The following is a 24,189-nucleotide window of genomic DNA, read 5'->3' as shown; positions in this document are numbered from 1 at the left end:
GTTGGTTTGGTTTGCACGGTTCCCTGGGGGAGTTGGTATTCCCCGCCTCACGGCGTTAGTTGGATTGTGGTTTTGCGCAACGTGGGAGAAAGAATTCCTCAAGCTCTCCCGTTTCCTTATTTAGCTTCATGTCAATCATGATGATGTCGTGTGCAAAACTAAAATCATTGAACCCGTGAAGCTTCCTAAAATCGAGAGGGCATACTGCATGAACTGCCCTTAAATTCATTCCGATGTGGGTGGTTATTTCTTCAGGGTTTATTTTATTTTCGAAAAGTGGTTCTGCCCTCTTTAAAATTTTTTCCATTAAAACAGTTTCTTCTTTTGTTAATTCAGCAAATTCAATTTGATTCATTGGTATCTCCTTATCGATTCGATTGCTGTTTTGATCTTCCCGACCTGGTCGCGTTCGATAAAACGGAGCCCGTCGAGATTGAATTTGTTCTTTAAAAATCTGCGTAACGCCTCTCCTGTTTTGATTTGTATTCCAGGGTGCTTCATCCATATCGCCTCGATCATTCTCAGTTGTTTGGCGGTGGCCATGCCTGGTCGGCCATCGAGATTGGAGAAGCGGTTTTTTAAACCGCTGGAGGAAGAAGCCCCCCCCGCCCCCTTCGGAGAAGGGGGAGCCGAACCAACCCAACCCAGACTTTCGAATGCCTGGATCACTTTTGAGGCTTCGGCATCCGTCAAATCTTTTGCAGAGGTTTTCTCGGTTTCGCCAAAGAGCAACTCGCGGTATTCGGTGTCATCGAGATTCAATTCCTTTTTGGCTATATGGATTTTGGCCAGCATGGCTTGGGATGGCATTACGGCAGCTCCTCTGGTTTTCTGATGAACACATACCAATCGCATTTGGTGCATTTGTGCTGATCCTGGATTTCGAAGGGCTCTACCTCAACCTCGGCACCGCATTCCGGGCAGGGCGGTGCTTTAAATTCTTCTCTACCCTGGTTGAATTTTTCCAGCCGGTCGGCCAGGGTTTCCACTTCCAAAACTGCGGGTAGTTCCCCGCCTGCCGCCAGAAACTGGATGTTGGGATGCTCGACACGTTCATCGATAAAGATTCGATGGCACCACCCGGTGTAATACACATAAGCTGGATACCCGCCGAGATCGAGCGTTGCAATTTTGGTGAGCTGGGTCATTTCAGGAGTCCCCCTTTTCGGGTCATTTCAATCACTTCGACCAAAATGGAGGGTTCAATTTCAAAAACATTGAAATCAAGCCGCCACATATCGAGTTCCTGCTCCCGCCAATCATCGAAGGCCTGTTGCTGGTTTTCAAATTTGGCGAAGGGGGAGCACGGTGGAATCAAGAAAGGGTAGCGATCATAAAACTCGAAACCTTCATTGACGTAGTCTTCATCTGCTAATTCTGAGGTATTCACCCGGTAGCAATCTTTCACCTGGACGATTCCAAACTTTTTGCCATTGGCGAAGTACCCTTTGGTGAGACCGGCCACCAAACTGCCTTTGATGAACTTTTTAGCGTGGCTGTCTTTCCAATCCCGGAGGGTGCAGGTTTTGGCATCCATCACAACCGCATGCCACGTGTATCCGAAAGAAATATTAAGCATATGGTGTGCCTCCTTTTGGATCGGCCAGGATGCGGAGTGTTCGGGCTGGACCGTCCAGTTTTTTCATAGCGTCTTCCATTTGCTCTTTAAAATTTGCGTTGAGCAATTTCCGCATCAAATCGTTGGGTGCCTTGATGGTCATTTCCATATCTGTGAGTTTGGCAAGTTCCAGCGGCAGAAAGTATTTTGAGACGGATTCTGCGGGGATTTCATCGGCGCATTTTTCAATCCAAAGCTGAAAGAAATCATAATCGTCCGGCGTTGGCAGATCAGACTCCTCTTGCTCCGGCTGATTGGAATAATCCCCCTGGCTTCGCTTTCCCCCTTTACAAGGGGGATTTTGATCTACTTCATCGGCCATGCTGTAGGCTACTTTCTTTAAGTAGTTATGATTCGTGAGTGGTCGTTTGATTTTGGAATCGTTCAGGACCATGCTGTCCATCGCCTTTGCCCAGGTGGCCGGGGTGATGCCGATCTCGGGCTCACCGGGTATTTTGATTGTTTTGGAATCGATCATTTCTAAAAGTTCTTTAAGCACCTTTCCGGCCTTCTTCCACGTGAGCACTGTTTTTGCCGGGCGGAATAACGTGAGGTAATGCACTGCGCTATGAGGCGTGGGCTTTGGAAATTCGGAGAACAATTTCAGGCATCCCTGCACATCCTGATTTCCCCAGGTCTCAAAAGAGGCGGTGGTGCCGCAGGTTGGGCAACGGAGGATCATTTGCGAAGATCCTCCACTTTACAGCCTTTATGATTGGCAACAGCCTGAGCGGCAGCATATTGCGTGGTGAAAGCCCCCAAGTTGATTGTTTTATGAACGGTTCTAAGCGCTCCGTTTTTTTTAATTTCTTCTTTCCTGTGGCCTTGCGCTCTCCAGGGTTTCCCTATGGTTGTAGGGTTGAAATGCACGTACTTGAATTGGCGCGGTTCGGTTTGAACTGGCTTTGTTCTTTTTTTTGTTTTTTTGTTGCCCTTAATCCTGTAATTAAGTTCGGCGGCGGCCTGCGGCGATAGCATGCACTTGAACATTTGATCTGGAGTGATCACCGTTTTTAATTTCAAATCACCGTTTTTATTTGGGCGGTAAACCCGGACTTCCATTCCCATCAGGACACCTCCAGCGGCAGTTCCATCTGGTATTCGGCCAGGAGTTCTGCCAGGTCTATCTTTTTGATGGCGGCTTCGCGTTTCAGGATGGACACGCCGTGACTGTGCAGGTTGTGGATATAGGTTTCAATTTCGGATTCACAGGATGGCAGGTAATACCCGCCTGAGCGGTAATCAGAAATTATGATCGTTCCCCAATCGACAATGAGCGCGGCCACGATTTCGCGTATCTTCCTGTCGCTGATGTTGAGCGCTTCTGCCAGGGCTTCGCGGCTGATGGCATTGGATTTACCTCGGGCGGTCTGAAGCATGTCCCACACCGCGCCTTCGTTGAAATTCATCTGTTCAATCTGTTTTGGATTCATCGTCTTTCCTCAACGGGTATTCAGTCATGTTCTTCTGGATTAGAATTTCATCCAGTTCATAGATGAATAACGCCTTGCACCCTGGACAATGGAGCCCGAGCTCCAGCTCTTTGTTGTTGGGCTGAAAATGAACGCGCAGCGGGGTGACCTCTGAGCATTTTGGGCAAGGGATCATTGTTTTCTCGCCTCCAGGCGTTCCCGGATTTCTTTTTCTGCGGTGGTGGTCACTCTGAATTTTTCTTCCTGAACCACTTTCAAGCCAGCCTCCTTCAGTTGGGAATCGTATAAAGGCATACCACCGGGCTTTTTCTCCCAAACCTTTCGACTATCCAGTATTGCGTCTTTGTTAATCTCTTGAACCGTGCGGATATAAGGCTTGCTCCAGGGGAGTGCGATCAACCGAGCTAACGCGACTTCAAAATTTTTCGCGATACTTCGGATGGTTTTTACTGCCGGTTGACCGGCGTGAAAAGAGAGTGTGCCGTACCGGAGTTTCAGGCTTTTGGCATCCCACTTTGCACGGCTGGCCCCGGCATAGGTTTCAAGCGCGGCCTCCAGTTCTTTTTGCTCTTTTATGAGTGCCGGTTCATCGCCTTCTGCCCTTCTGGCATCCCATTTATCCTTCACCTTCTGGATATCGCGCGCTTCCATTTGCGACCAATACTCCCGTTTCAGGCCAATTTGATGCAGGCGCTTCACCGCCTCTTCTGCCTGGGCGATGTCTTTGATAATGACGGGTTTCTTTTTTGATTTGCTCATAATGGAAAATTCCTTTGCGAATATTCTGAAACGATGATGTGTGGTGATCCGCCATGAACAAGATCGAGGCGGGGTGCTTTGGCATCGATCACTTTGGGTTTCTTTTTGAATCCGAATTTCTTCATGAGCCGCCGCCACCAGGGGAGTGGATGTTTGTTTTTGCATTGGCATTGCATTTTCATTTAACGCCTTCTTTCTTTTTGGGTTTCTCGGAAAGGACCGGACGCTGCGGCCCGAGGTCTTTAATAAGCTGCCAGTTGGTGCCGTGCCTGCCACGGTCCACTTTCACTATGATTTTGTGATGCGCGAGTACTTTTAAATAGTCGTCAACTGTGTGCGGGTTGACGCTGGAAATCTCACTTAAGCTCTTGCGATTAAAAACCGGCTTTAAAATTCGAATGGCATGCCAGATTTTGTCGCGGTTTTTGTTGGGCCTTTGAAGAGTTTTTAATAAGCCTTTCAGCTTCTGGCGCGAGCCGATCACATAGAACTCTTTTTCCGCTCGATTATCGAACCTGGCCAGACCGGCATTCATGACTTCCTTCAACACCCGCTTGCAATATTTTTCGGTGAAGCCGGTTTTCTCTGCCAGTTCAGCCAGGGTGATCCTGGGCGTTTTCTTGTCGATCAAAACCTGGATTACCTGGTTGAACTTCATGATCGAACCCTTTTCTTTTCAAAAGAGGACTTAAGGTGCTCCTGTGTTATTTCTTTCAATCGGTTTTGTTTGGCGAGGCGTTCGGCCAGGTCAAACAGGTCCATCGTGAGGCGGAGCTTGCCTCCGCTCTTTTCGTGGATGTAATGAATGGCACTATCATCCAAAGTTGCTGTGCAGATTTTGGAGGCAATGGTTTTGATTTCTTTTGGTTCGAAAAGCTGGAACACAACCTCGGCGCGAATGCGGTCATACAGGTGCGGGAAGCGCTGGAGCTTTTTACCGATGTGCTCCATACCGGTGATGATGATGGGTGCGTTCGATTCATCATTCAGATCGCGCACGATTTCGATCATGCCTTTGTTGGCTACGAGGTAATCGACTTCATCCAGGATGAGGAGCCTGGGTTTTTCCAGCAGGTGCTCTTTAGCCTGGGTGAACAGCTTGCCGGTGAACCCGCGTGGTTCCTCGCCGAGCTCAGCAACGATTGAGTGGAGCAGGTTGCGTGGGGTGTCCACATATCGGCAGCGGACGTAGGCCGCGCCGGAGTCGACTGCATGCCGTTGACAGGCAAAGGTTTTGCCGGTACCGGGCTTGCCAGAAACCAGCATCATTCCCTTGCGCCCAGCGGTTCCTTTTTTCAGGATTTCTAAACCCTTGTAAAAATCCTGAACGTTTTTGGTGTTGACCATTTCCTGATTCATAAAGTAGACTCCTGGTTACGTTCTTTTTTATGTTTGCTTTTTTTGGAATTGCCGCGCTGGAGGCCGTCTACCTCTGGCGCGGTTTTTTTATTGCTGATAAATTTCTTCATTCCCGTTAATGCCGTCTTCCTTTCTGTCTATCCACACGGTCCATTCACCATCCTGATTTTCATCCTGCCCATAAAAGAGCGGGTGCTGGCGTGGTTGTGATGTTCGATCCAGACCTGTCAGTGTGAAGCGGTCCGGGGTGCCGTCCTGATTTTCGTCATACAAATTTTCGATCAGACCGTTGCCGTGGTTCAGGGTTCCGCATTGGGTATTGGCTTTAACTGGTGTGAGCTCGGCGGCTTTTGCGTCCAGAAAGGTGACGACTAATAATCCGACAGAAAAGAGCAGATAGATGAGGGCGGCGTATAACCAGTACCCCGGATCGGTGAGACGTTTTTTTAGATTAAACATTGGTGTCTCCCTCATTGCCCGAAGGGGCGACCTGTGATAAATTTGGGCCTTCTTTAATTCCACCGCAGAGGCAGCATGTCCCTTGAAAAATACGCACACGATTGCGCAATCTTAGCCACAGAGATGTGGCGGCTTTTAACAGCCGATGAATACGCGGATGTGCCTGACGCGCTTTCCACGTTCGGTGTAAATGAATGGTATCGATGGCGACGTGAGCATCATAAAGAGGTTTCTGTTTTTGCCTCCGCAACCCCGTCGCGCCAGAAGAAGATGCTTTTAAAACATGATCGCGAGAAAAGGCTACTCCTCGTTTTTGCTTCGGTTCAGATGGGTATTGAAACGGCGGAACTGCTCTACGCCGTTTTAGAGAAATGCCAAGAGGGCCTTTCTTACAGAAACATGATTCGAGCGGCTGCCGAGGCCCGGCGAGAAATCGAAAATCGGGAAAGCTCCTTCTGGCCCCTCGAAGGACACCCAACGTTCCGTGATCTGAAAAAACCCTCCCAATAAAATTAAACATTGGCTCCTCCTTTGGCGCGTTCCGGCTGGCCCTGCAGGATGGTTTTGCCCATCTCGGTTTTTTTGTACTCTTCAAAAAATTCGCGATCATCGGCATTCATTTCCTCCCGTTCCAGAAGCCAACAGAAATGCTCGACTTCGGTTTCAAACAATGGCCTTACGTTTTCCGGTTCCGGCTCTGGCGCCGGTTCTGGCAGAAGATCGATTTCATCACTGGTGATCTGCGGAATTTGCGCGGCTATCTTTTCGCCCTCGATTTGTTTCTCGAATTTTTCAACCGCATTGACTGTTGACGGCGCAATCTCGATGATGTTGTTCCACGGCATATCGTTTGCGGTGCGACCGGTAAGATCGTGCGCTTTTTTAATCAGGTCCTGCGTTTGCTTTTTGATGGACTTGATCTGCTTGGTTTTGTGCTTCAACTCTGCAACATCTTTTGCAGTGCCCAGATGCGCGGCCATCGGGTGCATGGCCTTTTGTCGCTCGGCAATGCCCAGGTATTCCCCCTCTTCATCCCATACATATATTTTTGAAATGTCATTGAAGTCATAACGAACGGTAACTTTGCAACGCAGTCCGAATAAGGCTTCGTTCCAGTAGTCCCCGTTCAACATTCGGATTCCGTTGCGGCCTAAATTTTTTACCTGGGCATCCATCATCAAGAAGTGGAGTTGATTGAGATCAACACCATTCCCCCGGCCTGCTTCAAACACTTCTGCCTTGGTTGCGTTTTTTATTGTGGGATGTGGACGATTGGCCTCAAAACTCCACCAGCTTTGCAATGCCCGGTTCACCTGGCTGATCTCCAGCGGCGCTCGTTTATTAAGCTTCTTCATGAGATGCTCATTTCTCATGAGGGAGGCTGGTTTATCCTTGATGGATGATCCGCAAAATGTTGGGATATAGCGTTCAAACTTTTCGAAGTCTCTGAAAAAACGCTCCACTACTTTTGCACGTGCGTTGTAGGGTTGGGCAAATACGCATTTGATCCCGAGGCGTTGATAGAGGCCGCCGAGACCAGACTGATGAAAATCCGGACAGACTTCATCTGTAAAAAATTTGGAGCGGAAGGCTTTTCCGTTGTCTATGTAAACGACCTTCGGGATTTTTCCGAGCCCGATGATTGAGTTGCGGAGTGCTGCGGAGATTACCTGGGTATTTTCCGTAACCGAAAACGCCCAACCGGCCATTGACCGTGAACGCCAGTCGTAAAAGAGGATTAACAGCGGCCTCACCTGCTTGCCGGTGAACGGGTGCGTCACAAAAAAATTACAGTAATGACCATCACCAACCAGGACGTCTCCCACTTCCAGTTTGGAATCATCCCTCACAATGTAGGGGAGCACTTTATCGATGAATGCTTTTTCACCTTCGCGGAGATGTACCCACATATCGAATGCATATTGTTTGTAACGGTTCACCGCACGACGCATGGTCGCCGGTGATGATGGCGATTCGATTCCCTTAGAAAGAAGGATTGCTTTTGTGGTGCGGATTGCTTCTGATACAGGGACTCTGTTTTCGTGTTCCAGTTGGAGAAAAAGTTCTTTTTCTTCTTCCGGGGTGAGGAGTGATTTCTTTTTTAAATGCTGGCCGTGTTTAGGAGCGAGGGCGCGGTAATCATTCCCGGCATCTTTTAAAATTTTCATCCATGCGAAAATTGTTTTAAGGGAGACCTCGCCCAGCTCTTCTTTTAATTGGGGCCAGGCACCCGCTTTGTACATGGCTATGAACTGCGGATCGGCTTCTTTTTTCTTAACGCCCTTTGGCTTGGCTCGATCCCGGTGTTCGTGGAATTGATGGAGTAGGTCGAAACGGGCACGGGCCTTTTTTTCTGCCCATTCAGGGAGGAGCGCCTCGCCTGCGGCGGCGTGGAGGAGTTCGAGCTGGCTTGGCTCTTTTGTTGCCGCCACCGCAGGGAGGCTCTCGCCTGGCGCGTCCGGATCGTCGCATCCGGAGGATTGGGCTTTCTTGATCTGCAACTGGACGGAAATGGGGAGGTCTGTGAGTTTGTAGTAGCGAGTTCTCCCTCCATTTCCATCACGCAATTCGTAAGGCCATGAGCCCTCGATTGATCGAGCGAGGAGCGTTCTTTTTGCAATGCCCAACAAAGAAGAAAGCTGCACCGCAGTTAGATAAGCGTTCATCTTGTTACTCCCAGATGTTTTTTTGGAACGCCAATCGACTCTATAAAATCAAGAATTTCTTTAGAGTTTCTTTTTCCATAAATTACCTGGTGAACCGCTGACCTGGTCTTGCCTGTGGCGCGGCCAACATCCGCCATGCTGTAGCCGCGTTTTTTGAGGTGAAACCAAACTTGCAGACCGTCCCGTTTTTCTTTGATGTATTTTTTTTGGGGATTCATTTTTGTTGGAGTTGAAGTTCAAGAATTCTTTTTCTGTGCCGAAGTTCTTTTGATTTTTGCTCTACCTGGGCGAGCTTTAACAGGGTGATGTCATCCCCCGTTATCAGTTGGCCCCCTATGGCCTGTGCCAGCACTTCAATTGGAGCGACGCTTTTAGTTGCCTCGCAAAAGATGGGAATCAACTTTATGGAGACCAGGTTTGTGGCGGAGGGAGCAATCCATTTTTCGATAATGTCGACCGTAATGCCTTTTGAGTTTCCCTCCTTGCTTGGGACTCCGTATTTTTCTGCGAGCTCATTCATAAGGTCTGCAACCTGATCCCGGCTAAGGCCGGAAGTTTTTATCGCCACCCGCATCGCTTCTTTTAGACCGTCGATAGGGTTAAGGTTTTTTTGATTGAAGAGATCAAATTGTTCTGCCATCGTTCCCGCTTTTTTCCTGATTCCCCTGTCGGAACTCGCTTCAAAAGTAGATATTGAAGGGGGTGGGGGGTCGGGTTAAAATGCTTATCAAGTCAAGCAACGAATAAAAAGATAGCCTAAAGCATATTTATTGTCAATTAAAAACAGCCTCACACCAAAAAAAATATGAAAACGCAAAAAATATTCCGTAAATATATAAAAATAAAGGCTTTAGTCTTTATATAAAAGGTGTGAGGTTTTTTAATAAAAAGGCCTCACACCTCCTTTGAAAAGGTGTGAGGGCAACAAAGGCCATAAAATGACGTTTAAAGAGTGTTGGTTGAGGGTCACTTCTGCAACGCCTATTGCAAAATATAACCAACTGGCTGAGGCCTTGGGCATTCATCCGTCAAGTGTGCATGGTGCAAAAAAGCGTGATATGTTTCCTGCCAAGTGGGCGTTTGTTATTGGCGAAAAATACGGTATCAGTCCAGAGTGGATAATCACCGGGAAAGACCCTCAGAACGCAATTGAAGAGGGTGTAGAAAATTACAAACTTGGAGAATCATCTGAATTTATCAGGGTCCCACGGTATGACGTTAGCGTTTCCGCTGGGCATGGCAGCGTGATCCATTCGGAGCAAATCGTTGACTATCTCTCTTTTAAAAGGGATTGGGTTGCGAGCCGGGAATTGAATCCAAAAAGCCTTGTACTTGTGAAAGTTGATGGCGATTCAATGACTCCCACCCTTTTGGATGGTGATTTGATTTTGGTTAACCGAGGTGTTCAAGAATATAGATCAGACGGTTTGTACGTATTGAATTTTGATGGTAACTTACAGGTTAAAAGAATCCAGAAAATGCCGACAGGAGACCTTATCATTCAGGGAGACAACCCAGCGTACAAGGCTTTCACGGCGGTTGGAGACCAGGTAGAGCTGCTCACTATAATTGGACGGGTTGTCTGGTTTGCACGAGATATTTAGAGGAGAAAACGATATGAGATTGTTACTTGGTATTTTGATTTTTGTTTTATTGCCAGGCGTGGCCTGGGCTGATTTCTTTAAATACACAGATGACCAGGGCAAAACGCATTATGTGGATTCTGCCGCCAAGGTGCCTTTGAAATACCGGCAGAGCGTGAAGCACAAGGTAACACCGGACAGGCCGCAGAAAGCCACACCCTCCAAGGCTGAGGTGGTTGGAATAATCGATGATATGATCGCGGAGAACAAACGGAAGCAGGCCGAATCACAAAAGAAAATCAGACGTCTTGAAAGTGAAATTGATCAAATAGACCGTGACCGCCGAGCTCTTGAAGAATCGGTCCGAAACAAGCGGCGGTAGCAATATTTAGAGGAGAAAACGATATGAGGTTTTTTCTTTTTATTTTGATTTTTGTTTTGATGCCAGGCGTGGCCTGGGCCGATTTTTTTAAATACAAAGACGACCAGGGCAAGACGCATTATGTGGATTCTGCCGCCAAGGTTCCCTTGAAATACCGGCAGAGCGTGAAGCATAGGCGGACATACCAGAGGCCGAGACCTGAGAAGAGCGCTTTGGATTTGGTTGATGAAAAAATCAACAACCTTATTGCGGAAAATGAAAAGGAACTGAATAAGGCGGCCAAGAAACGCCAGGAGAAACGAGCCGAAATTGAAGCCGCAGCTAAAGCCAGGTTAAAGGTCGGCACACATCATAATATGAGGATTGATGAATATTGCGAAGAAGAATATGGAACGACAAATCACGTCTGGCAGTGTCGCAAAAAGCTGGAGTCTGCTGAGAATGATCTGTACAGCCATAACATCAGAAACAGCTCTGAGCTTGAATATTGCAAGAGTTTCTGGGGCCTTCCACGCTGGATAAAAATTAAGGGGTGCTACCATAGGCAGATCCGAAACAAGGATAAGTACAAGCGTATATCGTCCAGAGCAAACTCTACAGTCATCTCAGAATGCGATCGCCTGTACCATAAGGGCGATTGGGAGGGGAAGAATTATTGCCTTGCAAATCTAAGATAATCCCTACTTTTTGCCCACTAAAAAAATCTTGATATAACTGCAAAAACACCCTGTTTTTTGCCGATTTTGTTTTTCAATTAAAACGAGATAAAACTTTTTTTCCTGCCCTCTAAGTCCCTATATTTCCCGGACTTTCCCGCTTTTTCCCGCTTTTTCTATAAATCTAATAATAACTGCAAGCCTATAAAGAACTAACCAATTCGTAGCGCGCATCGTAGCGCAAATAAAAAGGACCTACCGCCGGAGCGATAAGTCCTTTTAATTCAAGTGGGCCGTCACGGGATCGAACCGTGGACCTACTGATTAAGAGTCAGTTGCTCTACCAGTTGAGCTAACGGCCCCAATTGCGCTGATCGGGCTTAATCTATCACGCTCTTATTAAGGGGTCAATGGATCGCTTTCCTACCAACAAACTCTCCCGCAAACCGCCCCGCCACCGAGAAAAAACCAGGGTAAACCCTTTACTTTAAATCACTTAATCAATTTTTGATTTTTTTGTTTTTTTGTATTAAGTTTTAATGTAAACCTGCCGTAAAGAAATTTGGTGAATTGTTTCCAGATATATTTTTTATGGAACAATTATTTAACCAAGGTGAATGTGATGGATTCAGAACAATTAAATAGTATCAGCCGGGTCGAATCTCCCCAGCCTTCCAAGTCTGTTTCGAAAGCCAAGGGTGAGGGGTTGGCCAAACCTGCGGCTCAGCCGGAAGGTGGCGCTGTTTCTCCAGATCAGGATACGGTTTCGTTATCCAGGGAAGCCAGACAGGCATTGGATGGGGCAAATCCTCCATCTTCTGAAACTCCGCAGGGGCAGCAACGGAGCTTTGACGTAACAGATAATAACGAGGTCATCCTGAAGATCACTGATCAGGAAACCAACAAGGTGGTCAAACAGATTCCGGCGGAAGAGGAAGTCCGGTTAAGGCAAGCGGTTCAGGAGAGTGTGGAATCTCTCAACGAAAATATTTAAGAAGGATACCAAAACCGCTTCGCTTTTTTGAACAGGAGAAACCTGACGGGTCTCAGGGTGGAGGTCTGTATTTTTCCCGGGACTGGTCGGCGGAAAGTAGAACCCTCTCATGGATATTTCATCAGTAAATATAAATTTCAATGCGGTCAACCGGACGGCGTTCACCAGTTCGTCAGATGAACCTGATAATGCGGAGCAGACGACTGCGCGTACCAAACAGGGGCAAAACGGTGTGTCCCCCGAAGCTCAACTCAGCCAGGTCCCTCCCGCCAACGATGCGGAAGCTCTTGCCAAAGAAGAGGGCCGGACCCAACTTCAGAATCACAATCCTTCCCAACACCACATCAATCTACGCGTCTAGCACTCTGCGGTGGGCCTGCCGTATAAACTCTTTTGGGCCAGCATATTAGTTTGGGGCAGATCTAAAAGATCTTACCTTATTGTCTGGAATCAGGATTGAGGAAACAATTTTCAGGCGCCTCTGTCGTTAGCGATAGGCACTCATGAATCGGTCGCGGATTTCTTCCGGGGTATGGGTCACGCGCCCGCGCTGGGAATCGAAGCTGGGTGCCACCTTGACGAGCAAAAAGGAAGGACCTTCCTGCGACATCACTTTTTCCATCTCAACTTTTAAATCATCTGCATTGTCGACGCGCTGGCTGTAGGGGTAACCGTTTGCGGCAGCTACTTTTTCCAATGCGATTTCATTTGATAGCGAACGTTGCTTGCCGGTCGATTCGTACACCTCGTTGTCGATGCAAAGGTGTACCAGGTTTTTCGGTTTGGCGGCGGCGATCATTGCAAGGGTTCCCATGGACATCAATACGTTGCCATCGCCATCCACGATGACGGTACGGCGTTCGGGTTGAGCCAGGGCCGCACCCAAGCCGATGGAAGAAGCCAGCCCCATGGAACCGATCATATAAAAATTTTCTTCCCGGTCCTGCACATTAAAAAACTCACGGCTGATGTAACCATTGGCCAGAACAACGGGTTCATCTTTCAAAAATGTAGCAATGATTTCGAGTGCTTCCGTGCCTGTCATTTATTTTTTCCTGTTAAAAAAATGTAGATGAAAAAGAGCTGCGCTTACTTCGAATCTTAATGGTGGCCTTCGTTGTAGAGACCTTTTTTGACCAAGAGGGTGAAGGGGATTTTTTTATTCCGGATGGTGTCCAGCGCAAGCGAAAAGGCGGCTTCGGCTCCCTGTTCATCTCCAGGTTCTACAACGGCGTGCGGAATACCGGAAGTTTCGAGCAGTGGTTCATTGATGTCCCCCATGATGATATGCTCCGGAGCGTCCTTCCCGCCAAACCCACGCCAACTCATCACGACCAGCACCGGCAGGTTGTAAATCAGGTTGAGAGAAGTGAAGGCATTCAGGCTGTAACCCAGCCCGGAATTCTGCATAAGGAGAACCGGTCCACGCCCGGCCATGTAGGCTCCGGCACACAAACCCACGGCAGCATCTTCGCGCACCGCCGGGTAGTAGGAAACGTCGTCCCTGCTTTCAAGGTTCGAAATCAATCCGGAAAGAAGAGAGCAGGGAACACCGGCGAAAAAATCAAATTTTTCCGCAACCAGCCGGTCGGCAAAACTTTGTGATGTCAGCATTTTTGTAAGACGTCTTGGATAGTGTGGGTGAGAGGGTTACCAGGATTGGATTTGTCGTTCTCCGCCAAATTCCATCTGAAGTTTATGGATCAGTTTGATGTACTCAACGATGCCTTCGCGACCATTAAATTCAACTCCCAGATCGCGCGCAGCCTGGTTGGACATCGGCACACCTTCTTCTCCAGGAACCCCTTCGACTTCACCGAATGAATCGACGATTTCGCAGATCAGTTTGCCAAGGTCCAGGTTGTGGATGTGACCGTCAACGAGGTGGATGGTCTGGCCTGCCACCTCCTTGTTGCCGATGACTTTGTCGAGACATTGCACCACTGCATCGAGCCCGACATATTTGGTACTGCCCTTGAGGTCGACGTTGTAGTTGGTGGCAAGATAATCAACGGTGTTGAACCATTCAGATTTATTGATCTCGGGCCGGACACCATAAATGGTCACAGGGCGGAGGATCACCATTTCGAAAGCTCGCGCACGGTTGTAAAAATGGCAGAACGATTCAATTGAGGATTTAATAGAGCCATATAGAGACCCGGGCCATACCGGATGATTTTCATCCAGTGGGTTGTTTTCGTTTACCGTAGGCAACACCTTGCCAAACACTGAACAGGCGCTCATGAAGATAACCTGTTTTACCCGTGCCTTTTTGGCTGCTTCCAAAAGATCAATGCTGCCATTCACATTGGTGGTGATGAGTTCATCGGCAGATTGTACAGGCCCGGGAAAGTGTGCCAGATGCACCAGCACTTCGGCTCCTTCCACAAGCTTGGCTAAAGATTCCTTATCTGATAAGTCGCCGATTACATAATCGACATCTTCATAAGGTTTCAAATGTTCCAGCACACAGCCATCGCGGATAAGAGCTCGCACAAATGGCTTGTCCTCTCCGGCGTTTTCGCCATGCAAAACTTTTATCAGGTGGGACCCGACCATTCCCGTGATCCCGGTCATTGCGATATTCATTAACCTGCCTCCAGATTTCTATTGTCTCGGGCACAAGAGCCCGGATTCATCTTGCCAAATATCACAGGCCGGGTACGGCTTCGGATTCGAAAGCCAGTGAAATACCTTAATTTAAGCCTGCTGTGCAGGCCATTATGGCGTTTGGCGAGTCCTCAAGTCAAGACCCACTTGCCTGGTTCTCCCAAGGAGAGTATTCTTTATTCTTCGTATATATCGGGTTGTTTTGATTACCCATATTATCCGGCCCTCATTATTTGCTAAACTCGGCTAATAGTCAGATATTGCCCCTGTTCCTCTATTTCGGCTTTCGCTTTGAAAATTTATTTCATTGTCGTCATTTAGAGATTCGAGACAATTTTCTTTGCCCGAAAAATTTTAAATTCAATTACTCAGTTTCAAATGATGCATTTTCAATCAAAAAACAAGCTGGGAGCAACTGGCTTGATAATGTGGATGCTATTGGCCGTACCTTCCCCGGCCTTTGCGGATCCCTTTTGCCGTGATGTACTGGATTCATTCAATTTTGAGCAAGGTTTATTTGCAGGACCGGATCCCGATGTTTTACCCAACCGGATTCACGAATACATTCAGACCCGGATCGAACATCAGGTTAACAAGGGGCAATTGACGAGGGATGATGCAAGCTACCTGCATGATTCAATAGCCAATGAACTGGGATTGTTTCAGGAAATTGCCAACACATGCAATCGCGAACCCGGATCGGGAATACGTCTGATCGACCGTTTGCTCGAACCTCATTTCAATGCATCTTCCCTCAATGAGCATCAGGTTGAATCCAGGAATCAGAAAGCCCATGAAACAATGGATGCGGTGTGGAAAGCCTGCCATATATTCTGGATGGAGCAGGACACGCCTTCCCCGTGTACTCTGGAAAACATAAAAGATGAAGATGGAAAGAAATTACTTTTGCCCGAAGGTCTTGAGGTAACGATAGAAGATGGATCGATGGCAGGCTTCCAGGCACGTGCATGGCATCATAAAGGAAACAGGGTATACGTGATGAACGCGCAGGGTGATATTTTTGAAGCTCCCATCCAGAAAATCAACAACCAGTGATGTTTTTGACTATTTTTTGAGGATTACTTCATGAGCCCGTTATTCTCCCGTCCGATAATGATTCTTCTCAGTCTTTGTATGCTGTCAGGGTGTTCCAGTCCTGAAGAAAAGTTTATCGATGCCGCCACACGCGAAGGCAGCGTGACAGACCCCAAAGTTCTTTCCTGTGCAGCGGATAATCTTCAAAAAGAAATGAGCGAGGAACGATTTTCTAAATTAGTGGAAGAACTGACTTTGATTGCTGATAAGAAAAAGGATAAGGGAGATGCCAGCATCAAACTGATGGGAGCCTACACTTTAGCAACGACCGCCTGTGCTGTAGGCAATCTTCTGAAACTTGATGATGGTAAGGAAAAGTGAAAAAACTTCAGGAGGTGGCTAAACCCTGACTGGGTTCTCAGGAGCCATAGTTTGCCTTATCAGTTTCCAGGTAGTCCCCACAACATATCCAACAGAAAAATGACAATCAGGATATTTTCAACCTGTTGTGGATTTTACTACAACAGGCAAACAAAGGCAGCGGGTTCATCACGTATATAATGAATCATCATCCGTTTTGTTACCCCACGTTCAGGCAACACGGAGCATTCCCAAAAAAAATTCGTTCGCGGAACCCAGGTTCCGTAAAACCGTCTTCAGGATAAAGCCAGACGTGATCGGCCCTTCAATGCAAACAGAACTCCAGACCATATCCCCATTATCGGGATACAGGAGAGATAGTCCAGACTCCTGGTTTGCTGGAATATTTTTTTAGGGATGGAAGTTATTTAAACCGGTTTTACCTTTGATGCCTGCGGTCCTTTTTGCCCCACCACTTCTTCATACTCCACATCCTGGTTCTCTTTTAGGGTTTTGAAGCCGTCCATCTGAATTTCCGAGAAATGGACAAACACATCTTTACCATCAGGTGAGATGATGAATCCATATCCTTTTCGATCATTGAACCACTTCACTTTTCCAACGGCCATAAGACACCCCCCGAAAAAAGAAAAATAAGTTGTATCCTACCATAAGCCGAAAGAGTTTGGACCTCCGAAACTCACATTTTTTCAAGCCTTTTTATTACAATGGTTTATAGAGTATTTTTTGCTTATTATCAGAGAGTGTGAAGTGCGCCGTGTAGGAATTTTTCCTACAAAGCAGAAATTGGAGGCAGGTGAGAAAAGCGAAAAACTACAGCGTTAATAAAAATCACAGAACATCAAAATCAATTTTTGCCGACTGTGTCAGTTGCACAGCCTGACATGCCAGAATATTTTTACGTTTTAAGTCCCGATCCGTGAGCGCATCGTGGTGTTCCATTTTGACCCGTCCTTCATCCAGTCGACCAGTGCATGTGGCGCACACACCGGATTCGCAAGAGTAGGGCGCAGGAATTCCAGCTCGCAGAGTGGCGTGCAACAAGGTCTCGCCTTTACGAATAGGGACCTCTGTTACCTTTCCATTCATTTTCACTTTTAAAGTTTCAGGAATCACCACCCCGCCACTCAAAGGTTCTCCAACTTCGACACCTGTAATTAGTTTGCCTGTGCCGGGCCTTTCCTCTTCCCCATAAAGCGAGACAAATTTTTCATAGTGAATCCTGCTGGATTTTACTTTGCGTTTTTTTAACTGTCTTAACACCTCATCCATCATGCCTTCAGGTCCACAAGTGTAATATTCGGCATTGTCCGGAAATTCCTGTTCCGTTTGTTCCAGTTTGTTCTCTATATAGTTTTCATCCATTCTTTGCAGCAGGTGTGTGAGGCGAAACCTGTCTCCCTCTTTTTCATTCAAATCATCCAGTTCTTTCTTATATATAATGGACGCTTCGTCGTGGTTGCCATAGACCAAAGTCACGCGACTTTCTGGTTCCGTTTCCAAGACCGATTTCAGCATGGAAAAGATCGGCACAATTCCACTTCCTGCTGCGAACATGACATGATGCCGGGCCGTTGCAACATCAGGACGGTGAACGAAGGTTCCGCGCGGAGGTTGGGCCCAAAGAGTGTCACCTTCCTTCAATTCCTTGACCAGATAGGTTGATACGTTGCCGTTGACGATCCATTTAACGGTAATCGACAACTCTTTATCGACAGCAGAGGCACTACTCAGAGAATAAGCCCTGCGCGCCAGGATTCCCTTGTTTAACACACGTAACGTTAAGAACTGTCCGGGCTGGTATTCAAAAACAGATTTCAACGACTCCGGGATCTCCAGAATAATCGTCCGGGCCCGTGCTGTTTCCTTAATGATTTGTTTAACTTTCAACGGGTGAAAAATATTCGCCGGATCTTCTTTTTCCTGCTGAAAGGAGCTATCTACATTCACGGAATGTGGTCCCATAGCCAGGTTTTTTGCAATGATCTGTTTCAGGAAGGAACGGTTCAGGAATTTTAAAACCCATCGACGAAGGCGGGTCGTTATGCCTCCTTTTTGACCGATGATCCAGCGACCCATCACTTTTTGCAGATTGAGGATGGTATTAATATCCTTCCGTCGCTGGGTAACATATTCCCGGAAATTCCGTGCGCTGAGATACCGTTCCTCCTGCTCTAATGCTTTCAGGATGAGAGGATGAACCAATACCGCATCTTCTATGGCGAGTTTGTTGCCCTGCCCCCCAATAGGAGATGCAATGTGGGCCGCGTCGCCAATCAAAAGTAAACCGTTGCGAACCCATTCCGTGGCTTCCCCAATTTTCACATCCAGTAGTGAACACTGGTCGAACCTTTTTAAATGGTCGGGTAAAACATTGCCAAGTTCGGGGTCGACCCGCTTGACTCTCTCCAAAAAAGCAGCAAGACCTTCCTGCTTCATGCGAGCGAACCCTCCTTTGGGTATGACCCACCCGACCTGGCTGGTTCCACGCTCTTTGGGAATGTTTATGAGAATGCCTTGATCGTCAAGGGTAAGGCCCAGTTCGTTTTGCCAGGGAATAGAGCGCGGCAGCTCGAACCAAACAAAATCGTAACTGGTCTGAGAAGGTTCGAGTTCGATACCCAGGTTCCTGCGGATGGCCGAAAATCTTCCGTCTGCGGCCACCACCAGTCTTGATTGCACCAGGCAGGGTTTTCCCTGCAGGAGGGTCATCACTCCTGCCACGGCGCCCTCTTCCATCATCACACTTTGTACCGGGCAATCGGCGATGAAACGAAAATTGGGATATCGGCCGGCCTCTTCGACAAGACGCTTCAGCAACGGAGGCTGGGGCGTAATGATCGCATAATTGAAAGGAGGAGGAAGGTCACGGATCGGCAGGGTGAACATGCGACCTTTCTGATCCCGTATCTCAAAGGCATTCACCTTTTCATAGTCCAGCTCTTCCAGCAGATGAGACAATCCCATCTGGTCAAGGATTCTCAGCACTGAAGGCTGGAAGGCGTTGCCACGGAACTCACGGTCAAACGTTTTGTGTTGTTCAAGTAACGTAACATTCACGCCACTTTTTGCCAGCAGCACAGATAAGAAACATCCCGCTGGCCCGGCACCCACAATTGTTACATCTGTTGTCAAAGTCTCCATATTAATCCCCAAATAAATGCAGCAGGATTGAACGTGTGTGAGGAAAGGTTCGATGCTCGAACAAATAAATGTCCTGCCAGGTCCCCAGTCCGAGCTTTCCATCAGTCAATGGAATCGATAGCTGGGTTTGAGTCAATGCCGATCGAATATGTGCTGGCATATCGTCCGGTCCTTCCGCTGAATGGAGATAAAGCGGATCTCCATCCGGAATGATCCGTTCGAAAAATGCATTGAGATCCGTCAGTACATCGGGGTCTGCGTTTTCCTGGATCATAAGCGATGCGGATGTGTGTTGGACGAAAACGGTCAATAGTCCTGTATTCAACCCCTGGTTTTGAGCCCAGTCCGTAATTTCCCGGTTGATGTTGTAAAGTCCTCGCCGTTCGGTGTGAGTTGTAAACCGATGGGTGAATTGTTTCATGCCGGTTGGCCTTTACAAAAAATAAACCCCTAATTACAATAAATTCAGGGTGCAATACTATTTAATGATTAGACAACCTGAACTGGCTTTAAAATAAAAAAGGTTCTGGCCGCTTGGAACTTAATCAGGTATTGTCCTGAAATGCCCGAATTTTTCAGATATGGCACAATATATCATGTCAGGTGGTTCTGGGTTTTTATTTCTGACAGATGAAGCATTCCAGCAAATCTTTTTTTAATTTTACATTCGGGCCCAGGCCTTATGAGTAAAGCCGATACTTCAAAAGCGAAGGCTCCAGGAAAAAACCCGCCGAGAAAAAAATCGGCCGCCGCCAAACCCAAAGCCGCTCCTCCCGCCAAAGAGAAAAAGCTCAGTAAAAAAACCATCAAGGCATTAATGATTGCCGGAATTGTATTTATTGCGGTGATTGCTGCGGGGACTTCCTATTACTTCAAGGCGGGTGGGCCCGAAGGGAACGAGGAGCCTGAAGTTGTTGAGGAAGTACAAAAGAACCCGCTTCCAGAATCGGTACAGCTTTTACTCGATCAAGGTCTTCTGAAAGATGCGTTGGACGCGTTGGGTCCGGCGGTGGATTCAGATCCGGAAAATATTGAACTCCTTCTGGCTTCAGCACGTTTGCATGTCAAGGGGGCGCGCTATCCTGCTGCTAAAAAGCTTGCGGAGCGTGCCCTTAAGATTGATGAGAACAGGGGACTGGCACACGCCGTAGTCGGACTTGCCCTTTTTCAGGATGCCCAATTTGAAGAGGCTTTGAAAAAATCATTGTACGCAATCAAACTTGATGACAAGGAAAGTCTGGGCTATCTCACGGTTGGGAAAATATATTTACGTCAGAATAGCCTGAAGGATGCGTTGGCCGTGCTCAAACAGGCGGCTCGCCTTGACCCCAAAAACCCTGTTATCTGGACGCAATTGTCGTCAGTTTACATTAAACAAAAAGAGTTCAAACGAGGATTGCTGGCAGGAAAAGCGGCGCTGGAAGCTGATCCGGATTATCCTGCGGCGCACTTTAATTTGTCCGTTGTTTATTTCAAGCAAAAAAACATATCCAAGGCCATTGAGCACGTCGAAAAAGCAGAAGCCCTGTACCGGGCAAATGCCAACGAACACTGGGTGGGAAAAACACGCCACCAGAAGAAGTTGTATCTGGAAAAATTTAAAATCAGAACTGAAGACATCGCCAAAAGCGATACAAAGGAAAAATAATGAGCGACTCACAAAACCCATTTGAGCAATACAAGCGACCCGAACCCTCCGAACCTGCGGAGGCGCATTTTCGAAACGCCTGGCAGTTTCGAAAGGATAAAAATTTCGAGAGTGCCGCACAGGAGTTTTCAAAATCCCTTGAATTCAATCCAGAAAAACCGGCGACACATTTTAACCTGGCATTGGTGCTGGATGAATTGAAAGAAGGGGATCGGGCCCTGGATCATGCGGCTAAAGCTTTAAAGCTATTCCAGGTGGAAAATGATGCGAGAAAAGTGTCGACCGCGACAAACCTGGTTAAAAAATTAAAAAGGAAATATGATAACCCCAAAGAATAAATAAAATGTTTTCCGTTACTGTTTTCGAGTAAGAAGGCTGCAAATCCAGAGGCCATGCGGATTCACCCACTCGCGATACTTTTCATATTGAAATCCATGATGATTCACAAACGATATTAAATCTTCTTCCTTAAACCAGAGGCTGTGTTGGGACAGGCCGGAGAGATTGTCTCCACCTTCTGCAAACACTTCGAATTCAAAATTCCCATTTTCCAGACCCACCTTTTGAAAACGTTGCGGTTTTTTGGAATGCTCTGAAGAAACGTGACCGGAAATAATAATCGTGTCGCATTTCTCCATGCAGGATTTCAGGAACCACCAGGGTTTCTCGGAATGGTAAAGCACGCCCGAGCAGAAAATCACATCCAACGCTTCTGGAACCAGGGACGGAAACAAATGCATGTCGCCAAAGCGCAAGGTGTAGTTGGACCAGTCCAGATAAGCTTTCAATAATGCCACCTTTGCGAAATTGTCTGGTCTGCCTTCAAGCCCGATGACGCGTTTTGGTTTCTGCGACATCAGCATCATAGAAAAATGGCCCTCGAAGGGTCCAAACTCCAGAACCGTTTTGCCTTCCACAGAAAATCCATCCGGAATATGCGGCCAGTGACTGGGCGCCTCGTTCATTTGTTTTGCCCATTCATCCAGAATATGAGAACCGTATTTGTAGTCCAGAGCAGTTTCCAAAGCCTGGAACAGACCCGGCAAATCCAGTAGATGCTCCAGGCAAAGCAACTGGCCCTTAAATACCGAGCTGATTCGGGTGAGTGTATCTTCCAGTTCAATTGAAGAGGCCGAGGATGCGACGACAACAACCGTTTTGGGGTCCACTTCACTCAAGCTTTCCAGGGGCCGGACTTCCAGACCTTGAAACTCTGCAGGATGAGGGCTTTTTTCATAAATACCGGCCAAGGGAATATCAGCATTTTGCAAAACGTTTAGAAGAAGGACAGCAGCCGATTGAGTACCGACTATTGCCACTGGCGCTCCAAATGCCTGACACCGGGCCTTTAGAACGGTTTCCATGGATTGACGGATTTCTTCTTCGGCTTCTGTGGATTTTGCTGTTTGCGGATTACCCATGCCAAGGCTCCTGTAAGCTTTTCTTGATTGAGTGGAAATTTTCTTTCCTTATATATACGGCATTTCCTGAAAAAACCTTTATTGCATGAGGGGTTGAAATAGCTCCTTTAAAAAGGAGACCTTTGCGTAAGTCAGAAAAAAACTAACTCAAGAAGAAAAATGCCTTTTTTGCTCTGCCCCCCTCCTTAATCAAGGAGGGGGTACGGGGGGGGGGTTGTAATCTATACCCCTCCCGCACCCTCCCCTAAACAGGGGAGGGAAAAGTCGTTTCCTTCTCCTTGTCTTCAAAGAACCTCACCTGGAATTTCAGGTTATGCAAAGGTCTCCCCTTCCCTTCGACAGGCTCAGGACGGGCTCTAAGCTAAGGATGACAAATTCGGCATCGAACTGTCATTCTGAAGCCCATAGGGCTGAAGAATCTCGCCTTTGCTTTTGATTTATCCTTTATGCAAAGATCTCCTGCAAAAGGCTTTATACTTATTTTATGCCAAGCCGAGTTCTCAACCTGATCTGCCGCCATTGCTCCGCCAGCGTTCTGCGATACAAAAAATCCGGTTCAGGAAAACTGATCCGCATTTACCTGGACCGTGTTGTAGAGCCTTTGGAATTGGCAAGATTAAAAAGTGCGGGAAGCAAAAACGAATTACCACCTCTCCATTGTAGCGGATGTGGCACCTCACTTGGAATGCCTATGGTTGAGAGCGGTCGCCTGGCTTATCGGGTTTTACCAGGCACTTTGGGAAAACAAAAGGACAAGTGATTAATATCTGGATGCCGGGGATAGTCTAAGAATTGTATTTGGGAGAAGTTTATGAACATCGTATTAAGCCTTGAAGTGCAACGCATCCGGCAGTCCACCGAGGTGAGCGCCGACCACGTAGAAAACCGGATCATCCTGGACGGACGTTTAAAATGTGTAAATCACAATGTCAGCCTGGGGGGAGTGCAACCCCTGTCTCAGGCAGGAGGAACAGTACGCCTGGCAGATTCCACGGATGATCCCGAACTGAAATACGATTCAGAAAATTGCGTTGGTCGAGCCCAGGTGCTCGAGGAATACGGCGACTGGCATATTTCCAATATTGTTGTGCTGCCCCATGAACAACACCGTGAAATCTGGGATCGCTTGAAACACGATAAAAGTTTGCGTGCGGTTAAATTGCTTTTGAGCAACGGCTCGGATTCCCAGTCTGAAGAAAAAATTCAACTCAATTCAAAAGACCAGTTTCAGGTCGAAGCCGTGGAGATTGAATTCTCCCACGAGATTTGAATGAGGCTAATCGAAGCATGACTTAAAAAATATTCAGCAACCTTCAATCTAATAGTCAAATAAAACTTTGACTCCTTTATACCACCGATGACTTGTTGCAGATTGATATCAGGCTTTGGCACCGAGAGGGCTGGTTAACCGCCCATCAGAACTTTCGAGTGACCTGGTCCAGAGGCGGGGAAGTGAGAAACAATATTGAGGTTCATGTGAAAGACAACCATGTCATCCTTAATTATAAACATCGGCAATCAGGTGACGAATGGAAGAAAGAAAGTTACCCGGTATATCTGGACTGGACGCATTGCAATTATGGAGGAAAACGACCGTGGTTCCTCTGTCCGGTTCAGGGGTGCAGGCGACGTGTAGCCATTTTATACAGTGCAGGAATATTTGCCTGCAGACAATGCAATCAAGTGCTTTATACCAGTCAGATGGAGAACGAAATGGATCGGGCAACCGGGCGGGCAGACAAGATTCGAGATCGGCTGGGATGGGAACCTGGAATATTGAACGGCAATGGATTAAAACCCAGGGGAATGCACTGGCGGACTTTTGAGCGTTTATCAGCAGAACACGATTTTTACGTGAACCAGTCCCTCCTGGGAGCCACATTGAAATTCAAGGTGCCGATGGATTATTTTGGGTGATTGATGCGTATCCGTCAAAGGACGACATTAACTAAAGCGAAAACCAGTACCCTTAACAGACAGCACCAGCCTGTTTAGAAAAAACAACTTCCAGTAGAATGATTTGCTAGCAACATGAGGCCCA

General features: G+C 47.3%; 36 protein-coding genes and 1 tRNA gene. 13 read left to right on the top strand and 24 right to left on the bottom strand.

The features are described 5' to 3' along the window. Positions 1-55: 55 nt before the first annotated feature. The 13 genes from G3M70_07170 to G3M70_07110 all read right to left on the bottom strand — a co-directional run bounded on the left by G3M70_07170 (position 56) and on the right by G3M70_07110 (position 5,628). A complete protein-coding gene (locus G3M70_07170) occupies positions 56-355 on the bottom strand; it encodes a hypothetical protein (protein ID QPJ61677.1) in 300 nt (99 codons plus the stop codon). Continuing rightward, positions 352-810 (bottom strand): regulatory protein GemA, encoded by a 459-nt coding sequence (locus tag G3M70_07165; GenBank protein ID QPJ61676.1) that lies wholly within the window; start codon positions 808-810, stop codon positions 352-354. Before G3M70_07165 ends, G3M70_07170 begins: the two co-directional genes overlap by 4 nt. Further along, positions 810-1,148 carry a hypothetical protein gene (locus G3M70_07160; protein QPJ61675.1) on the bottom strand — a complete coding sequence of 113 codons (339 nt, stop codon included), beginning with the start codon at positions 1,146-1,148 and terminating at the stop codon, positions 810-812. Before G3M70_07160 ends, G3M70_07165 begins: the two co-directional genes overlap by 1 nt. Then, positions 1,145-1,579 (bottom strand): hypothetical protein, encoded by a 435-nt coding sequence (locus G3M70_07155; GenBank protein ID QPJ61674.1) that lies wholly within the window; start codon positions 1,577-1,579, stop codon positions 1,145-1,147. The genes G3M70_07160 and G3M70_07155 overlap by 4 nt, the downstream gene beginning before the upstream one ends. Further along, entirely contained in the window at positions 1,572-2,300 is a 729-nt protein-coding gene (locus G3M70_07150) for a hypothetical protein (GenBank protein ID QPJ61673.1), read from the bottom strand. The genes G3M70_07155 and G3M70_07150 overlap by 8 nt, the downstream gene beginning before the upstream one ends. Next, complete coding sequence (locus G3M70_07145; GenBank protein QPJ61672.1) at positions 2,297-2,686, bottom strand: hypothetical protein; 390 nt, start codon at positions 2,684-2,686, stop codon at positions 2,297-2,299. Before G3M70_07145 ends, G3M70_07150 begins: the two co-directional genes overlap by 4 nt. Further along, positions 2,686-3,051 carry a hypothetical protein gene (locus tag G3M70_07140; GenBank protein QPJ61671.1) on the bottom strand — a complete coding sequence of 122 codons (366 nt, stop codon included), beginning with the start codon at positions 3,049-3,051 and terminating at the stop codon, positions 2,686-2,688. Before G3M70_07140 ends, G3M70_07145 begins: the two co-directional genes overlap by 1 nt. Beyond that, positions 3,032-3,226, bottom strand: coding sequence for a hypothetical protein (locus G3M70_07135; protein QPJ61670.1), 195 nt, complete (start codon positions 3,224-3,226; stop codon positions 3,032-3,034). The genes G3M70_07140 and G3M70_07135 overlap by 20 nt, the downstream gene beginning before the upstream one ends. Then, positions 3,223-3,810: a hypothetical protein gene (locus G3M70_07130; GenBank protein QPJ61669.1), complete on the bottom strand. Its 588-nt coding sequence runs from the start codon at positions 3,808-3,810 to the stop codon at positions 3,223-3,225. Before G3M70_07130 ends, G3M70_07135 begins: the two co-directional genes overlap by 4 nt. Further along, the gene (locus G3M70_07125; GenBank protein QPJ61668.1) at positions 3,807-3,992 is read right to left on the bottom strand and encodes a hypothetical protein; all 186 of its coding nucleotides are present in this window, start codon (positions 3,990-3,992) and stop codon (positions 3,807-3,809) included. Before G3M70_07125 ends, G3M70_07130 begins: the two co-directional genes overlap by 4 nt. Further along, positions 3,989-4,468 (bottom strand): winged helix-turn-helix domain-containing protein, encoded by a 480-nt coding sequence (locus G3M70_07120; protein QPJ61667.1) that lies wholly within the window; start codon positions 4,466-4,468, stop codon positions 3,989-3,991. Before G3M70_07120 ends, G3M70_07125 begins: the two co-directional genes overlap by 4 nt. Next, complete coding sequence (locus tag G3M70_07115; protein ID QPJ61666.1) at positions 4,465-5,169, bottom strand: AAA family ATPase; 705 nt, start codon at positions 5,167-5,169, stop codon at positions 4,465-4,467. Before G3M70_07115 ends, G3M70_07120 begins: the two co-directional genes overlap by 4 nt. 87 nt (positions 5,170-5,256) lie before the next feature. Continuing rightward, positions 5,257-5,628: a hypothetical protein gene (locus G3M70_07110; GenBank protein QPJ61665.1), complete on the bottom strand. Its 372-nt coding sequence runs from the start codon at positions 5,626-5,628 to the stop codon at positions 5,257-5,259. A gap of 75 nt (positions 5,629-5,703) precedes the next feature. Between G3M70_07110 and G3M70_07105 the strand changes: the two genes are divergently transcribed. Beyond that, complete coding sequence (locus tag G3M70_07105) at positions 5,704-6,138, top strand: hypothetical protein (GenBank protein ID QPJ61664.1); 435 nt, start codon at positions 5,704-5,706, stop codon at positions 6,136-6,138. 2 nt (positions 6,139-6,140) lie between these two features. Here the strand turns inward: G3M70_07105 and G3M70_07100 are convergent, their stop codons facing one another. The 3 genes from G3M70_07100 to G3M70_07090 are packed head-to-tail and all read right to left on the bottom strand — an operon-like array spanning position 6,141 to position 8,934. Next, positions 6,141-8,294, bottom strand: a complete 2,154-nt coding sequence (locus G3M70_07100) for a transposase (protein QPJ61663.1) — start codon at positions 8,292-8,294, stop codon at positions 6,141-6,143. After that, positions 8,291-8,512, bottom strand: a complete 222-nt coding sequence (locus tag G3M70_07095; GenBank protein ID QPJ61662.1) for a hypothetical protein — start codon at positions 8,510-8,512, stop codon at positions 8,291-8,293. Before G3M70_07095 ends, G3M70_07100 begins: the two co-directional genes overlap by 4 nt. Further along, positions 8,509-8,934 carry a hypothetical protein gene (locus G3M70_07090; GenBank protein ID QPJ61661.1) on the bottom strand — a complete coding sequence of 142 codons (426 nt, stop codon included), beginning with the start codon at positions 8,932-8,934 and terminating at the stop codon, positions 8,509-8,511. Before G3M70_07090 ends, G3M70_07095 begins: the two co-directional genes overlap by 4 nt. Before the next feature lie 298 nt (positions 8,935-9,232). Between G3M70_07090 and G3M70_07085 the strand changes: the two genes are divergently transcribed. The 3 genes from G3M70_07085 to G3M70_07075 are packed head-to-tail and all read left to right on the top strand — an operon-like array spanning position 9,233 to position 10,936. Continuing rightward, a complete protein-coding gene (locus G3M70_07085; GenBank protein QPJ61660.1) occupies positions 9,233-9,898 on the top strand; it encodes a helix-turn-helix transcriptional regulator in 666 nt (221 codons plus the stop codon). Between the two features lie 13 nt (positions 9,899-9,911). Further along, positions 9,912-10,259, top strand: coding sequence for a DUF4124 domain-containing protein (locus G3M70_07080; GenBank protein ID QPJ61659.1), 348 nt, complete (start codon positions 9,912-9,914; stop codon positions 10,257-10,259). Positions 10,260-10,282: 23 nt separating this feature from the next. Further along, positions 10,283-10,936 (top strand): DUF4124 domain-containing protein, encoded by a 654-nt coding sequence (locus tag G3M70_07075; protein QPJ61658.1) that lies wholly within the window; start codon positions 10,283-10,285, stop codon positions 10,934-10,936. A 268-nt stretch (positions 10,937-11,204) separates the two neighbouring features. Here the strand turns inward: G3M70_07075 and G3M70_07070 are convergent. After that, positions 11,205-11,277: transfer RNA gene (locus G3M70_07070), tRNA-Lys, on the bottom strand. Positions 11,278-11,537: 260 nt separating this feature from the next. On the opposite strand from G3M70_07070, the gene G3M70_07065 reads away from it, so the two are divergent. Both G3M70_07065 and G3M70_07060 read left to right on the top strand, forming a co-directional pair. Beyond that, positions 11,538-11,909 (top strand): hypothetical protein, encoded by a 372-nt coding sequence (locus G3M70_07065; protein QPJ61657.1) that lies wholly within the window; start codon positions 11,538-11,540, stop codon positions 11,907-11,909. Between the two features lie 109 nt (positions 11,910-12,018). Then, the gene (locus G3M70_07060) at positions 12,019-12,270 is read left to right on the top strand and encodes a hypothetical protein (GenBank protein QPJ61656.1); all 252 of its coding nucleotides are present in this window, start codon (positions 12,019-12,021) and stop codon (positions 12,268-12,270) included. Positions 12,271-12,396: 126 nt separating this feature from the next. Here the strand turns inward: G3M70_07060 and G3M70_07055 are convergent, their stop codons facing one another. The 3 genes from G3M70_07055 to G3M70_07045 are packed head-to-tail and all read right to left on the bottom strand — an operon-like array spanning position 12,397 to position 14,498. Continuing rightward, positions 12,397-12,954: a sulfopyruvate decarboxylase subunit beta gene (locus G3M70_07055; GenBank protein QPJ61655.1), complete on the bottom strand. Its 558-nt coding sequence runs from the start codon at positions 12,952-12,954 to the stop codon at positions 12,397-12,399. A 56-nt stretch (positions 12,955-13,010) separates the two neighbouring features. Then, positions 13,011-13,523 carry a sulfopyruvate decarboxylase subunit alpha gene (locus tag G3M70_07050; GenBank protein ID QPJ61654.1) on the bottom strand — a complete coding sequence of 171 codons (513 nt, stop codon included), beginning with the start codon at positions 13,521-13,523 and terminating at the stop codon, positions 13,011-13,013. Positions 13,524-13,559: 36 nt separating this feature from the next. Next, the gene (locus G3M70_07045) at positions 13,560-14,498 is read right to left on the bottom strand and encodes an NAD-dependent epimerase/dehydratase family protein (protein ID QPJ61653.1); all 939 of its coding nucleotides are present in this window, start codon (positions 14,496-14,498) and stop codon (positions 13,560-13,562) included. A gap of 399 nt (positions 14,499-14,897) precedes the next feature. Between G3M70_07045 and G3M70_07040 the strand changes: the two genes are divergently transcribed. Both G3M70_07040 and G3M70_07035 read left to right on the top strand, forming a co-directional pair. Next, positions 14,898-15,575, top strand: coding sequence for a hypothetical protein (locus tag G3M70_07040; protein ID QPJ61652.1), 678 nt, complete (start codon positions 14,898-14,900; stop codon positions 15,573-15,575). 30 nt (positions 15,576-15,605) lie between these two features. Beyond that, positions 15,606-15,935, top strand: coding sequence for a hypothetical protein (locus tag G3M70_07035; protein QPJ61651.1), 330 nt, complete (start codon positions 15,606-15,608; stop codon positions 15,933-15,935). Between the two features lie 407 nt (positions 15,936-16,342). Here the strand turns inward: G3M70_07035 and G3M70_07030 are convergent, their stop codons facing one another. The 3 genes from G3M70_07030 to G3M70_07020 form a co-directional block, all read right to left on the bottom strand. Further along, a complete protein-coding gene (locus G3M70_07030) occupies positions 16,343-16,543 on the bottom strand; it encodes a cold-shock protein (GenBank protein ID QPJ61650.1) in 201 nt (66 codons plus the stop codon). A 223-nt stretch (positions 16,544-16,766) separates the two neighbouring features. Next, the gene (locus G3M70_07025) at positions 16,767-19,079 is read right to left on the bottom strand and encodes a 2Fe-2S iron-sulfur cluster binding domain-containing protein (GenBank protein QPJ61649.1); all 2,313 of its coding nucleotides are present in this window, start codon (positions 19,077-19,079) and stop codon (positions 16,767-16,769) included. A gap of 1 nt (position 19,080) precedes the next feature. Beyond that, entirely contained in the window at positions 19,081-19,500 is a 420-nt protein-coding gene (locus G3M70_07020) for a YjbQ family protein (protein ID QPJ61648.1), read from the bottom strand. A 261-nt stretch (positions 19,501-19,761) separates the two neighbouring features. Between G3M70_07020 and G3M70_07015 the strand changes: the two genes are divergently transcribed. Together G3M70_07015 and G3M70_07010 are read left to right on the top strand one after the other, a co-directional pair. Next, on the top strand, positions 19,762-20,727 hold the full coding sequence (locus tag G3M70_07015) for a tetratricopeptide repeat protein (GenBank protein ID QPJ61647.1): 966 nt from the start codon (positions 19,762-19,764) through the stop codon (positions 20,725-20,727). Next, positions 20,727-21,065, top strand: a complete 339-nt coding sequence (locus tag G3M70_07010) for a hypothetical protein (GenBank protein QPJ61646.1) — start codon at positions 20,727-20,729, stop codon at positions 21,063-21,065. Before G3M70_07015 ends, G3M70_07010 begins: the two co-directional genes overlap by 1 nt. Positions 21,066-21,080: 15 nt before the next feature. Here the strand turns inward: G3M70_07010 and G3M70_07005 are convergent, their stop codons facing one another. Then, positions 21,081-22,148, bottom strand: coding sequence for a class I SAM-dependent methyltransferase (locus tag G3M70_07005; GenBank protein ID QPJ61645.1), 1,068 nt, complete (start codon positions 22,146-22,148; stop codon positions 21,081-21,083). A 484-nt stretch (positions 22,149-22,632) separates the two neighbouring features. Between G3M70_07005 and G3M70_07000 the strand changes: the two genes are divergently transcribed. From G3M70_07000 to G3M70_06990, 3 genes are all read left to right on the top strand, one after another. Further along, entirely contained in the window at positions 22,633-22,908 is a 276-nt protein-coding gene (locus G3M70_07000) for a hypothetical protein (protein ID QPJ61644.1), read from the top strand. 51 nt (positions 22,909-22,959) lie between these two features. After that, positions 22,960-23,418 (top strand): hypothetical protein, encoded by a 459-nt coding sequence (locus G3M70_06995; GenBank protein ID QPJ61643.1) that lies wholly within the window; start codon positions 22,960-22,962, stop codon positions 23,416-23,418. 92 nt (positions 23,419-23,510) lie between these two features. Then, the gene (locus tag G3M70_06990) at positions 23,511-24,065 is read left to right on the top strand and encodes a hypothetical protein (protein QPJ61642.1); all 555 of its coding nucleotides are present in this window, start codon (positions 23,511-23,513) and stop codon (positions 24,063-24,065) included. Positions 24,066-24,189: the final 124 nt, after the last annotated feature.

Source organism: Candidatus Nitronauta litoralis (genome assembly GCA_015698285.1).
Classification (GTDB): domain Bacteria; phylum Nitrospinota; class Nitrospinia; order Nitrospinales; family Nitrospinaceae; genus Nitronauta; species Nitronauta litoralis.
Note: the sequence above shows the minus strand (reverse complement) of the source record. Positions and strands in the feature narration are given on the sequence as shown.